This is a genomic window from Shimazuella sp. NTD250 (genome assembly GCF_059510375.1).
The window spans coordinates 404,554-417,528 of sequence record NZ_JCAJZS010000003.1 but is presented as its reverse complement, the minus strand read 5'-3'; the positions used below and the strand labels follow the sequence as shown (position 1 = coordinate 417,528).

The following is a 12,975-nucleotide window of genomic DNA, read 5'->3' as shown; positions in this document are numbered from 1 at the left end:
TTTCTAGTCTGTGTAGGAAAAATTTTTTCAACCATTTTTTCTTACTTTCATAAAAAAAAAGACACCTTCAGGCTTAAATGTGTCTTTCTTGTTTTCTAGTTGATTTGTTCTGAATTGGTATTAGCATTACCATTTTGTTGTTGTTTCCACTCTTCTAGCGAAAGACGAACTTCTCTAGGTTTACTGCCTTCATACGGGCCAACAATTCCATTTTGCTCCATCGTATCGATTAATCTAGCTGCTCGAGAATAACCTATTCTCAACCTTCTTTGGAGTAAAGAAACAGATGCGGTTTTTGCTTCTACTACTAGTTGTACAGCTTCTAAATATAAATTGTCTTGAGGATCGTCTACTTGTTTTCCTTCTGCTGAAGTAGGAATCATTTCTTGTACATATTTTGCTTCTTGTTGACCTTTCACAAAAGAAACAACTTGCTCCACTTCCTCATCGGATAAATATGTACCTTGCAGTCGAACTGGTTTAGGAGCTCCTACTGGTAAGTAAAGCATATCTCCTCTTCCTAGTAGTTTTTCTGCTCCTCCCATATCTAGGATCGTTCGCGAATCTGTCTGCGCAGATACAGCAAAGGCAATACGAGAAGGGATATTCGCTTTGATCACACCAGTGATAACATCAACTGATGGCCTTTGTGTTGCAATGATCAAATGAATTCCCGCAGCCCTGGCCATTTGTGCTAAACGGCAAATCGCATCTTCCACATCACCTGGTGCCACCATCATAAGATCAGCAAGCTCATCTACAATCACAACAATATAAGGTAACTTAGGCTGTCCACCCTTTTCTTGCGCTACTAAAGTATTATACCTTTCAATATCCCTAGCACCAATGTTCGCAAACATCTCATATCGCTTTTCCATTTCTTTAACTACTTTTTTTAGGGCAATAGCTGCTCTACGCGGATCAGTGACAACTGGTGCAAGAAGATGTGGAATTCCATTGTAAATGTTGAGTTCCACCATTTTTGGATCAATCATCATCAGCTTTACTTCATCTGGTTTTGCCTTATAGAGCAGACTCACAATAATACCATTGATACACACACTTTTTCCTGAACCTGTTGCCCCAGCAACTAATAAGTGCGGCATTTTAGATAGAACCGCGACATTAGGGTCTCCTGAAATATCTCTACCAAGAGAGATAGTCAATTTTGAATCTGATGTTTGATATTCATCACTTTCGATGATGTCACGCAGACCAACCATCGCAACTTCTGTATTAGGCACTTCAATACCAATTGCTGATTTTCCAGGTATCGGAGCTTCGATCCGAATATCTTTTGCAGCTAGTACTAAGGCCAAGTCATCCGCAAGATTTACAATTCTACTTACTTTTACTCCTACTTGCGGTTGAATTTCATATCGAGTCACAGCTGGTCCACGGTGAATATGGATTACTCTCGCGGAAACACCAAAACTCTCTAATGTATGTACCAATTTTTCTGCATTTTTATTAAGATCATGCTTATCTGCTATCGGTGTTTTTTTCTGTTGTTCCAAGATGTTTATCGGAGGAAGCTGATAATGTTCATTGGCTGATTCCATCTGAAATGGAACCTCTGCCTGTTCCTCTTCTTTCAATGTATTTACTGGCTTTAGAGATTCTTTTTTTGTTCCCATTTTTAATGTTAATTGTTCGCGTGATTCTTCAACTGGTTCTTTTTTCAGAGCAGACTCTTCAAAATCAAAGATAGTAGGTTTTACCTCTTCGTTCTCTTCGATAATTGGATCTTTTGTCACGCTTCCAATCGGTGTTACTTTGCGGCGTCTTTTATTTTTTTCATTTTGTTCTGTTTTATAATAAGTAGCTAAAAACGTAGCTAGTTTTGTCTTCCAAGCAGCTTTTTTACCGTCCCAAAACTTACTTATATGATGAAAAAATTTCACATAGGAAAAACCCGTTACAAGTAAAAAACCACACAAAAATAATGCACAAAGTGCCACAACAGTTCCGATACTTTCAAATAAAAAATAAAAAAGAGCAAAGATCACTCCGCCAATCATCCCACCACCTACATCTGTTGGCAGGCGCGATTCCCGTTCTGCTAATAGCAGATTCCAAGTCTTATCGATAATTGACCCATGAAACCCTTGGGCAATCAGCAATTGAAACGTAAAGTAGTGGGAGAATGCTAAAAGCGAAAGGAGAACAATAACAATACCAGTCATACGAGGCGACCAATCATTTGGCCATCTGCGCTTCAACATCACATAAAAACCTAAACCCACTCCAATTAAAGGAATGAGAAAATCATAGGACCCTACAAAAAAGCGTGCCAAGTAAGTTAAATTCCTACCGATCGCTCCTAAACTTGCCATAGCAATAATCGATAATGCCAGAATCGTTATACCATATATTTCAAATAATAATTCTCGCTTGAATTTTTCTGTACGAGGCGTACTTATTGGTTTCGTTGCTTTTTTCGCCATTTCATCCAACTCCCTGTAACCTTTCACCAGCATTATAACATGGATCATGGTGTCAAGTGAGTTTTTTTGGGAATTTATTGGTTAGATCTGGAAATAATTTGAGTTCTTTAATTCTACAATTGAAAAAATAAATCTTTGGATCTGATTAAACATCCATTTATTTCATTTGATCTAAATACCTTCAATTTTATTTTTTATGCCTTAGGTCATAAACCCTGAACGCGCGGTGTAATGGTCCTACCGAACTGAATTTATTGACTGTGAAAAAATCACATTTCCAGGCTGAAACCGAGGATCAAGAAAATGAGCTGGATCAGGACTTAGTAACCGAACTACTCGCATAGCATCTCCATCTTGCTGAACCAAAAGTCTCACACCATCCACAATCGTTTCATGAATTGGGGGAACCTCAGTGGTGAGATCTTGGAATACGATTTCCTCAGGAAGAAGTGTCCAATGAAGCATCAATGCTTCCTCCTTTTCGCTCTTTTATCAGCCGATTTAGCTCACTCATTGCATCCGAAATACCACCAACTCGATCAATGAGCCCCATTCTCACTGCATCTTTTCCCACCACATTCGTTCCAATATCTCTCGCAAGTTCACCAGTACGAAACATCAAATCACGTAGCTTCTCTTCTGTCACCTTCGAATGACTAGAAATAAACCGAATCACCCGATCTTGCATTTTTTCTAGGTACTCAAAGGTCTGTGGAACCCCAATTACCAAACCTGTTAAGCGTATTGGGTGGATAGTCATTGTTGCTGTTTCTGCTATAAAAGAATATAACGCATAATTTATACAGCAAATAACACATAAGGCTTGTATATTTTTTATCCACTTTTCCATCATGAAATTCTTTAAATGCTCTTTAATCGTCATTTGCTCACTACAAGCATCTATTCAATTCTGTATATTCTTCTATATTTATATTTCTTTTCAACATAAAGTAGCGAGAAAATTAGATTAGGAAGTAATCCATTTGGAATAAGTTAAAAAAATACTTCCCCTCTTCTTTTTTCATTCTTCATCTCCTTTTGTTTTATTTGGTTTCCAATTGCTATAAAGCTACTAACATAGATAATATATCGTCAAAATATAGAGATGTGACATTGAAAAAAGGAAATGAGGAATTTAAAGTAGTATTCTTATTAGCAAGGAAAATATGAATCATTTTCCATCTCATACAGTATCTTTTAGAAAAATGATCAATGAAGGAGATAAAGAAATGGAAATAAATTTCGATGCTTTAAATCCTGAGCAATTAACAAAAGAGTTAGAAGAAGTGCATAAAAAGCTAATAGTCTTAGATCCTAGTTATAAAGGAAGCTCTTTCTATAATGAGATAGAGGAACAAATCCATGAACGAAAGATGATGGAAAATGCTAGAAAGATTGTTGATGAGATAGATGAAATATTAAACTCACAACATGGGAAACACCCTCTATCACAGAATATCAAAAAAACATGCAGAACTTATCGAGTAGAACTGATTATTTTCATGAAACAGTTAAAACAGTTAGAGCCTACAGTAGAAGAGCCGCCTGATTTAAGTGCAGATGAAAAACGACTAATGAGAGGTCTTTATTATCTGAGAGCAAAGCTAATGGTAAAAAAATTGGATGCACTTCTTAGTAAATAAAAAAACATTAAAATACTTACAGTTTTAAACCATAAGCATTCTAATTACAAGGAGTTTAAAAACTCTTTGCTTGGATGATTTTTTTATATATTTTCTCCAAAACAACCCAAATCTGTTCCTTTTTCATCAAAAAAACGCTTAGCTGGTATAAAAAGTACCTGCATGAATCGTCAATTTTTAAGTAGGATGGCACGATATCTTATAATGTCAGTTCTATGGTTCTTACTTTTTTGAGTTCTGTTTACTATACATTACCTTAATTTTTTCTAGTAAAAAATGTGCTGAAACTCCTTTTTAATATAAGGCGAGAGACAACGTTATACAAGTAAAACTAGATGACATAAGCCATTTTTATATGGCTTCTTCTTTTGAAGTCTATCCTTTGACACTTCATACGGCTAAAGCCATAGGATTTTTGGGACTGTAGTCTTATGACTCCTTCATTACCAAGCTACCCCCGTGAGCCCCACCGTTGAATTGTACAGTATAGAATAGATTTACTGCTTGATTTTCGCATTTCAGTAGTATTCATTATGTGTAATTGGTAATAATTTACCAATAGAATGTATGTTTGTAAAAATATTTTTCTGAAAAATGTGTTGAACAAGAGAGGGATGAAACCCTCTCTTGTTCAACGCTCGTTATCATCCTACTATTTAAACTGTGGGTTTTCTCACTCGCAAATCTATAAACTCATACTGATCTGTGAAAATCAATAATTTCATTTCCTATGTTCCCCACCCCAAATCTTTCAGCTTTTTTCATCTTGATTGATCCCTTCCATGAAAACTCATACAATCTTTACTTGTTACAGCTTTTACAAAAATTTCACTTTGGATTTTTCAAAAAATACTATACTCATCGTCAAAATACTTCTTCCCTATTTTAAGAGCACCCAACTCCAGACCAAGGGGGGTTAAAACCAACTGAATGATAAAAGAAAGTTGCAACTGTACCTCTAATTACACTTAAATGTATCTGCTCCGAGACCGCACTTTTTTTGGCGTTGGAGATATCATACACACTAGGGAATTGAGGGATTCCCTCAACGAACAATGCCCCAGTATACCGGGGCATTGTTCTCCATTAACGTATCCGAAACTAAACGGCAACAACTTTATTAGATTTGCTGGCATGTATTGGGTTGCGACCAAACAACTCACTCCGTGCTCGCTTTCAGCGCCTCGCTCATGGATATTTTCGCGAGTTTCCTCCCACATAGCCGTTTGGTCACTTCGTACACGGCGAAAATCACTACAAAACTTATCAGAACATACCATGGGTTCACAATCATGGGCATCACAACGTTGATCTGTTCCCCGAGATAACCGTACAGGGTGTTCCCGACAGCCAGCATTAAGGGGAGTCCGAGCCAGAAACCAATAAACACTACTGGCGTGGAACTGTTGAGAAGCAACTTCGCAACCTCTTTTCCGCGATAGCCGAATACCTTCATCAGAGATATCGTGCTGCGGCTTTCCTCAATCATCATCGACGTTACAAGAAAGATAATGATTGCCCCAGTAAGACTTGCGACGATGGTGATAAGCACTACTGATCCCGTCATTGTCATGGATGTAGATGTATCAGCCATTTCATCAAGTTTACTCATGTCTTTTACTCCAGCAAGCAGATTTCCATCAATATTAAGCTTATTTTTGCTTAGCACCCCGATATAGCTTCCCGGTTTGTTACCGCTTATACGGTTGAGCTCATCAAGGGGCATATAGATATATTGTCCGGAGTAGGTATCCGCGATCCCGCCTATCTTCAAACTGAATGATTTTCCGTCCACTTTGCTAATGATGTTAATGGTATCACCCACCTTTAGCCCCAGCCTGTTTGCCAAAAGATATGTGATATTTACCTGATTCTTTGGCAACTTGTTGCCGTTCGAGTCACGTATAGTAACACCGATGGAGCCTGGTTCCAAGCCCATAACATAAAACTCCGCCTTTTCGTTCCCCTTGGGATAACTGCGAATTGCATTGAACGGCTCACTGCCTTTCGGAACAGCTCCATGCTGTATTTCTTTGAAAGCATACTCCATGGGAAAATACCTATCGGTTCCGGCGCTGTCCATCAAAACATGAAACGAATTGTTGACAGTAAAGCCAATCAGCATCAGCATCGATGCGGCGCTAACACCCAGTAGTAAAAACAACAAACGAGGTATGCTGCGTATCTGCTCGCGTAGTTTGAATTTAGTAGCAAATTTAAACCGCTCCAGCCGGAGTCCGCGTTCAAGGAAATTCACCTTCGCTTTTTGTTCGTCGCCTTTCATCAACTCTGCCGCAGATTTCCTTAGCACTCTGCGTAGGACGAAATAGCTCGAAAGACTCAGCAAAGCCATAGGCATCAGCACTCCCAGTGCCATGCTCAATGGAGGGAAGGATAAGCCTGTTACAGGCACATTGTAAGAAGATGTCAGAAGATCGATGACGGGTCCTACAACCGGCAGAGCAAGCAGTGTACCTGCAAGACCGCCTGCAGCGGACAGCAGAACCGGGATCGCCATATAATGCCGAACCAGTTCACCCCTGCGATATCCCTGTGCGTATAGCATACCAATGACTACGCTGTCTGATTTGACCATACGCAGAATCATCACACCGAGAATAAGACAGCATAACAGGAAAACAGACACTGCCACGGGAGCGCCCAAGGTATTTGCACCTTCAATGCTCCCTCGCACCATAGCGATGCGTGCGTTAGTATCGGCATTCAACCATTCGGAAAGGGAATAGCCTTTTTTGGTTAAGAGCCCATACAGATTGGCAGCCTTTGCTTTTACATTTTCCCTGTCCTTCATGTATGCCGAATATACCGTGGTCGCCTCCGGGAACGCCTTAAAATCCGCGTCGGAAATAAGACCGATACCAAAACCATTAGGAGGTAATGTGTCATAAACGTTCTTTAGTATATAAATATAATTGGGTATAGCTACCGTGCCAACTATATTGAATATTTTTCCGTTCAGCTTCATTTGATCGCCTATCTTCAGCCCATGCATCTGACAAAATTTCGGATCGAGCAAAATGTCCCCCGGTTTATTCAAACCATGTCCCGATGTTATCGCCGGGATATTGACCTTTATGCCAGGGCTGAGAATACGCAGTTCCCCATTAGGTACTTTTACGTCGTATAACCGGTAAGTGTCGATCAGCGCACCGGATTCTCTTTCCAGCTCCGCAATATTTTCCAGTGGTTTGTTTGACTTGAATGTAATGTCTTCCTGCTTGTTTTTTTCGGTAAAGTCGGTGACCAGATTTCCTAAGCTACTGCCTACTCCCGAAGCTCCGATAAAATAAAAGCTCCCCAAAAATATCAAGATAAAAATACCGATATATCGACCTTTGTTTTCCTTTAGGATACGCCATACGCGTTTTCGCAGGGCCATTACCATTCAATCCTTTCCGAAGGGATAAGCTCGGAATTGTACCCAACTTCCGCAATTTCGCCGCTTCTCAGCCGGAATACGGCGTGCGCCATGCCGGCGATAGCGCTGTTGTGGGTAATCATCAGGATGGTCGTACCAAACTGCACATTTACTTTTTGGAGCAATGACAGCACATCCCGTGAGGTCTCGAGATCCAGCGCTCCGGTGGGCTCATCGCAGAGTAAGAGCTTTGGATTTTTGACGATGGCTCGTGCGATCGACACGCGCTGCTGCTCGCCTCCGGAAAGTTCCCGGGGGAAACGGTTCTTTTTATCGGAAAGTCCGACAGCAGACAGCACCTCATCTATTTGAAACGGGTTTTTACTGATGTTCGACACAACCTCGATATTTTCGGCTATCGTGAGGTTCGGCACAAGGTTGTAAAACTGAAAGATGAAGCCCACGCTCTCCCGGCGGTATTCAACCAGTTGCTTATCATTTAAATCTGTAACATGCTCTCCGTCAACTTCGACCGTACCGCCGTCCGCCCAGTCCACGCCGCCTATAATGTTCATCAGCGTAGATTTACCCGAGCCAGAGGGGCCTAAAATTACTCCGATTTGTCCTCTTTCCATCTCCAAACTCACATCTTTGAGTACATGGGTAATAATCCCTGTGTTATAGCTTTTCGTAAGGTTTGATACTGATAAAAACATCCTAACACCCCATTTTGATTTCTATTTAGTATCACTCAGTATTAATATATAGCAATACCGAGTAGTTGATTGTGTCAATATCAATATTGTAATAAATTGATGAATCATTATAATTCAGATACAAAGATCACCCAATGAATCCCATTCCAACTGAAATGTAATCAATATTGTATATTCTTCTAAATCATGCATGGCAAACCTCGCGTTGAAATAAGTGATCGAGCCGCCTCCAATCACACCAATTTTGAGGGTTTCCATGATTTCGTCGATGGTTGCCTGGCGTTTAAACTGCCCTTCATGTGATAGCAAATGAATTCATCCCAGAGGCTGACTATTGGTATGGTTAAGTATCCTTATCCTAAATGGCGTTTAAATTGTTTATTGGCAAAGAAGTAAGCGATCACCATGATGCCAACACACCAGGCAAGTGCAATCCAGATACCGTTGCCAACAGATCCTCCATACAAGAGGGCACGAATCGTATTCACGATTGAAGTCACCGGCTGGTTCTCAGCGAACACACGGACAATTTTAGGCATGGTTTCGGTGGGAACAAAGGCCGAACTGATAAACGGCAGGAAAATCAGCGGATACGAGTAGGCTGTAGCTCCTTCCATAGACTTCGCTGTCAATCCGGGAATGACCGCCAGCCATGTCAATGCCAGCGTAAACAGCCCAAGTATCCCAGCTACCGCGAGCCAATCCAGAATATCAGCGCTGGAACGGAAACCCATCAAGAGCGCGATGAGGATAACCACTACAACAGTAAGCGCATTAGAAACAAGTGAGGTCAACACGTGAGCCCACAATATCGACGAGCGCTTGATGGGCATGGTAATGAAACGCGCCATCAGCCCACTCTTTACATCATTAAACAGCCGCAGGGAAGTGTAAGCGACACCGGATGCAATAGCCATCAGCAAGATTCCCGGCAATAAATAATTGACATAGTTGTCTGTACCTGTCTTTATGGCACCGCCAAATACGTAGACAAACAGCAGCATCATCATAATCGGAGTAATCGCCACCGTGATAATTGTATCCGGGCTGCGCATGATGTTGCGCATTAAACGACCTAGTAATACCCCTGTTTTGTTTTTCATTTACATGTCCTCCTTTTTGCCGATGATCGCGAGGAAAATTTCCTCCAATGTCGGCTGCTTTTCGATGTACTCCACTTTTGCTGGCGGGAACATCTCTTTGAGTTCGGCAAGAGTACCGGTCGTGATGATTTTTCCGCCATGCAGGATAGCGATACGATCCGCCAGTTGTTCAGCTTCCTCCAAATATTGGGTCGTCAGCAAGATGGTTGTACCGCCGCCGGCAAGCTCCTTGACGGTATCCCAGACTTCAATTCGCGCTTCGGGGTCAAGCCCTGTTGTCGGTTCATCGAGAAAAATGACTGCTGGCTTCCCAATCAGGCTCATTGCGATGTCAAGCCGGCGCTTCATCCCACCGGAATATTGATCCGCCCGCCGGTTCGCTGCATCAGTCAGGCTGAATCTTGCCAGCAGATTGTCGGCGACTTGTGCGGGATTGGAAACTCCCCGCAATTTGGCGATCATTATCAAGTTTTCCCTTCCAGTGAGCATGCCGTCTAAAGCTGCGAACTGTCCTGTCAAGCTGATACTCTGGCGAACATGATCTGGTTGACGCTGAACGTCAAAACCGCAAATACCTACTTCCCCTCCATCAGGCTTCATCAGTGTCGAGAGGATGTTGACTATCGTCGTCTTGCCCGCTCCATTAGAACCCAGCAGTGCAAAAATTTCGCCACTCCTCACCTCAAAATTCACTCCCTTTAAAACTTCCTTGTCTTTAAAGGATTTTTTTAACCTTTTTACAGAAATCGCTGGATTGTTCATACTTTTTTCCTCCTTAAAAACTAAGTTAGATTGCCTATATTCTTCTATTCAGTCTGACTGATAATCTGTATCACTTATTACTAAGTTAAAAATATAACTGAATAGCGAATGCAGTAATTCTCGCTTCTACCCAGCTAATCAGTCTGTATTATTTATTGAATTTACTTTTTTTCCTTTCGCTTCCCGATACTCTGATTCAAATCTTCGCGATACTTGTCTCTCCAAGTTTTCTCATCCTTCACTAGATCGTCGCAGAAAGCGGCCACGTCCTCACCCGTGAGGTCAGTGACTTTCTTTCCTTCGGCTACTCCTACCTCGAAAAGATCGAGAATACCGCCAAAGATGCGACTACAGTCCTTCCAGTCAGTGAGACCGCCAGAGTAATTCATATATTTTTGGATAGCTTTGTAAGCGTTGTGGTACTCATTTGGAAGTGCCTTCGCACGTGCCTCCATCGCCCTCCATTCCCTTTTGTCATCCAGACTTCCAATAATTTTTTCAAAAAAATTCATTTTACTACTCTCCTTTTGATTTATTTTCTCCTAATAGTTTTTGGTGAATCACGCTATTAAGTATCACTAATTACATGTATATAGTAACACCAAGTAGCAAAGGGTGTCAACTTTTTTTAAAAATATTTTTGCACCTTAGTTGTTATCCATGCTCATCCAATTTTATTATTCGGAGTATGACAACTTGAAAACATCATAATACAGATGAATCAATGCTTCGCATACTATTTCCTTATCTATCTACAATCCATATGAGCAACAAAATAAAGCCATCAAACCCTTTCATGGACATCCATTTTTATAAGATATATTGAAATTGGATAGTTACAAGTACCAATTATCTCTTTTATTTCTTTAATCGAGCTCATTTATGTCATTAGTTCCCCAATATAAACATTAGACGTATATCATTTCCTTATTTTACAAAGTCTACTGTTTACAGGGGGTTTTAAATTGAAGGATAATGTTATAGCAGTAATTGAAAAAAAAGATTGTATCTATGAATTAATACAAGGAAATACACATAAAACCTATGAGATTGAACTTTACGATGCTTTAGCTAACGCTGTATTTAAGAACTTAAACCTCTCCCAATCAATAGATGAAACATTAAGCCGCTGAGACAAGCGGCTATATTTATGCTTGGGAAATATCTTGCTTTTATATCGCTGTTTCAATATTATAATGCATATATGATACAGCAATATAAAAAGATACAGCGATAATATAAAGGTGATAAATCTATGCGAAGTAAACCGAAATCATCCAAAGAAGACTACAAAATAACAAACATTATTAACTATGTTCGTAAATCTCGACGAGATGAAGAAAGAGAAAAGAGAACTGGCGAAGATACATTAGAAGAACAAAAAATGCTCATGTGCCGGGTTCTTGATGATCTTGGAATACCTTATGATCAATTTTTAGAAATTGGTTCTGGTGACAGCATTGCCAATCGTCCTGTTTTTCAGCAAGTACTCCAACTGCTACGAGAAGGTAAATATGATACGATAGCAGTCAAAGAAATTAGCCGTCTTGGCCGTGGTAGTTATGAGGATACAGGTCTTATTATGGATTTACTTCAAGAGAAAAGGATTTATATTATTACTCCCTATCGAACCTATGACCCCAATAATTCAAGCGATGCTAGACAAATTCGTTTTGAGCTTTTTATGGCAAGAGAAGAATATGAACAGATTAAAGAACGGATGGTAGGAGCACGTTATAGCTATGCTATGCAAGGAAAATGGATGACTGGCTCTGTTCCCTTCGGATATTATTTAAACTCAAGAACACAAAGATTAGAGATTGATGAGGATCAAGCTAAAGTTGTAAGATTGATTTTTGATCTTTACATCAATGGGATTGAAAGTAGAAAAGTAGGTTTTAAGGCTATATCCAATTACTTGAGCAAATTAGGGATTAAAACTCCCAAAGGATATGACAAATGGGATACTCACCAATTAAAAAGGATGGTTACAAATCCTGTATACATTGGTCACGTTCGTTTTAGTCAAACGGAACGAAGAAAAGGAAGGATTATTGCCCGTCCAAAAGAGGAACATATCTATGTTGAAGAAGCGCATGAACCAATCGTTGATATGGAAGTCTTTTACGAGGCGCAAAAAAGGATTAGTAGCCCTCGAAGCATACCACCACATAATGGAAAAGAGTTTCCAGTTGCTGAACTCACAGCTTTAATGGTATGCAACGTCTGTGAAAAAAAACTTGTTATTAATCGATCAAAACGTCGTCATAAGAAAAAAGATGGAGAAGTATCGGTTTACTTTGATTATTATCTAAGATGCCGAAACGGCTGTTTGACTACAAGGTATGAACCAATTGAAGAAAAAGTGGTCGGTTTGCTTAAGTATTTTCATGAGATTGATAACAGTACCTTAGAACAAGCACTTCATGGTCTAATCGAAAAGAAATCAAAAGAGAATTTCACACATGCTCAAAGAAAAGAAGATATACTGAATCAAATTAAGTCTAAAACTAAGGAACTCGAAAAAAGAAGAGATTTTATTTTTACAAAATACGAAAATGGTATCTATGATGATCAGACTTTTATTGAGCGAAGATCAGCTATTGAATCTGAGCTACAAGAATTAAAGACAATGGAGGAAAGTTGGTATAGTAACGTTGAAGAAACTGCCAGTACCTACGAATCCCCATTAGACATAGAAATTGTAAAAGATAATTTCACCAAGATATTAACAATCTACAAAAACACAAAAAGTCCTCAAATGAAAAACGAAATTCTCCATTCTCTATTCCATGATATTAAATTAACGATATTAGAGAAAGGCAATGTGAGTAAGTCAGCTAAAGTAAAACTATCCCCTCGGTTTAAACATGTGATCACGGAAAAATTAAACATAAAGAACACCTTGGAAAAAGCCTAAATCTA

Annotated in this window: 11 protein-coding genes and 1 pseudogene; 3 read left to right on the top strand and 9 right to left on the bottom strand. The window is 39.8% G+C overall.

Going from position 1 to position 12,975, the window contains the following annotated elements; genetic code table 11:
- Window positions 1-95: 95 nt before the first annotated feature.
- The 3 genes and pseudogenes from AC5WOF_RS10255 to AC5WOF_RS10245 form a co-directional block, all read right to left on the bottom strand.
- Complete coding sequence (locus AC5WOF_RS10255) at window positions 96-2,447, bottom strand: FtsK/SpoIIIE family DNA translocase (RefSeq protein WP_496049854.1); 2,352 nt, start codon at window positions 2,445-2,447, stop codon at window positions 96-98.
- Between the two features lie 237 nt (window positions 2,448-2,684).
- A complete protein-coding gene (locus AC5WOF_RS10250; RefSeq protein WP_496049853.1) occupies window positions 2,685-2,912 on the bottom strand; it encodes a YlzJ-like family protein in 228 nt (75 codons plus the stop codon).
- A pseudogene (locus AC5WOF_RS10245) lies at window positions 2,887-3,234 on the bottom strand (ClpP family protease); the annotation flags it as partial. The gene AC5WOF_RS10250 and the pseudogene AC5WOF_RS10245, both read right to left, overlap by 26 nt.
- A 442-nt stretch (window positions 3,235-3,676) precedes the next feature.
- Here AC5WOF_RS10245 and AC5WOF_RS10240 point away from each other — a divergent pair.
- Window positions 3,677-4,090 (top strand): hypothetical protein, encoded by a 414-nt coding sequence (locus AC5WOF_RS10240; RefSeq protein WP_496049852.1) that lies wholly within the window; start codon window positions 3,677-3,679, stop codon window positions 4,088-4,090.
- A 1,159-nt stretch (window positions 4,091-5,249) separates the two neighbouring features.
- Here AC5WOF_RS10240 and AC5WOF_RS10235 read toward each other — a convergent pair.
- From AC5WOF_RS10235 to AC5WOF_RS10210, 6 genes are all read right to left on the bottom strand, one after another.
- Window positions 5,250-7,490: an ABC transporter permease gene (locus AC5WOF_RS10235; protein WP_496049851.1), complete on the bottom strand. Its 2,241-nt coding sequence runs from the start codon at window positions 7,488-7,490 to the stop codon at window positions 5,250-5,252.
- Entirely contained in the window at window positions 7,490-8,185 is a 696-nt protein-coding gene (locus tag AC5WOF_RS10230) for an ABC transporter ATP-binding protein (RefSeq protein ID WP_496049850.1), read from the bottom strand. The genes AC5WOF_RS10235 and AC5WOF_RS10230 overlap by 1 nt, the downstream gene beginning before the upstream one ends.
- Before the next feature lie 114 nt (window positions 8,186-8,299).
- Window positions 8,300-8,494, bottom strand: a complete 195-nt coding sequence (locus AC5WOF_RS10225; RefSeq protein WP_496049849.1) for a hypothetical protein — start codon at window positions 8,492-8,494, stop codon at window positions 8,300-8,302.
- A gap of 44 nt (window positions 8,495-8,538) precedes the next feature.
- The gene (locus AC5WOF_RS10220; protein WP_496049848.1) at window positions 8,539-9,288 is read right to left on the bottom strand and encodes an ABC transporter permease; all 750 of its coding nucleotides are present in this window, start codon (window positions 9,286-9,288) and stop codon (window positions 8,539-8,541) included.
- The gene (locus AC5WOF_RS10215) at window positions 9,289-10,050 is read right to left on the bottom strand and encodes an ABC transporter ATP-binding protein (protein ID WP_496049847.1); all 762 of its coding nucleotides are present in this window, start codon (window positions 10,048-10,050) and stop codon (window positions 9,289-9,291) included. It abuts the gene before it with no gap.
- Between the two features lie 161 nt (window positions 10,051-10,211).
- Window positions 10,212-10,562, bottom strand: a complete 351-nt coding sequence (locus AC5WOF_RS10210; RefSeq protein WP_496049846.1) for a DUF1048 domain-containing protein — start codon at window positions 10,560-10,562, stop codon at window positions 10,212-10,214.
- Window positions 10,563-11,015: 453 nt separating this feature from the next.
- Here AC5WOF_RS10210 and AC5WOF_RS10205 point away from each other — a divergent pair, with 453 nt between their 5' ends.
- Both AC5WOF_RS10205 and AC5WOF_RS10200 read left to right on the top strand, forming a co-directional pair.
- On the top strand, window positions 11,016-11,183 hold the full coding sequence (locus AC5WOF_RS10205) for a hypothetical protein (RefSeq protein WP_496049845.1): 168 nt from the start codon (window positions 11,016-11,018) through the stop codon (window positions 11,181-11,183).
- A 122-nt stretch (window positions 11,184-11,305) separates the two neighbouring features.
- The gene (locus AC5WOF_RS10200) at window positions 11,306-12,970 is read left to right on the top strand and encodes a recombinase family protein (protein WP_496049844.1); all 1,665 of its coding nucleotides are present in this window, start codon (window positions 11,306-11,308) and stop codon (window positions 12,968-12,970) included.
- Window positions 12,971-12,975 lie beyond the last annotated feature (5 nt).

Bases quoted from the DNA above. Each gene is read 5' to 3' on its own strand.
- AC5WOF_RS10220 (WP_496049848.1), bottom strand. From the start codon at position 9,288: ATGAAAAACAAAACAGGGGTATTACTAGGTCGTTTAATGCGCAACATC.
- AC5WOF_RS10235 (WP_496049851.1), bottom strand. From the start codon at position 7,490: ATGGCCCTGCGAAAACGCGTATGGCGTATCCTAAAGGAAAACAAAGGT.
- AC5WOF_RS10230 (WP_496049850.1), bottom strand. From the start codon at position 8,185: ATGTTTTTATCAGTATCAAACCTTACGAAAAGCTATAACACAGGGATT.
- AC5WOF_RS10215 (WP_496049847.1), bottom strand. From the start codon at position 10,050: ATGAACAATCCAGCGATTTCTGTAAAAAGGTTAAAAAAATCCTTTAAA.
- AC5WOF_RS10255 (WP_496049854.1), bottom strand. From the start codon at position 2,447: ATGGCGAAAAAAGCAACGAAACCAATAAGTACGCCTCGTACAGAAAAA.
- AC5WOF_RS10210 (WP_496049846.1), bottom strand. From the start codon at position 10,562: ATGAATTTTTTTGAAAAAATTATTGGAAGTCTGGATGACAAAAGGGAA.
- AC5WOF_RS10200 (WP_496049844.1), top strand. From the start codon at position 11,306: ATGCGAAGTAAACCGAAATCATCCAAAGAAGACTACAAAATAACAAAC.
- AC5WOF_RS10240 (WP_496049852.1), top strand. From the start codon at position 3,677: ATGGAAATAAATTTCGATGCTTTAAATCCTGAGCAATTAACAAAAGAG.
- AC5WOF_RS10250 (WP_496049853.1), bottom strand. From the start codon at position 2,912: ATGCTTCATTGGACACTTCTTCCTGAGGAAATCGTATTCCAAGATCTC.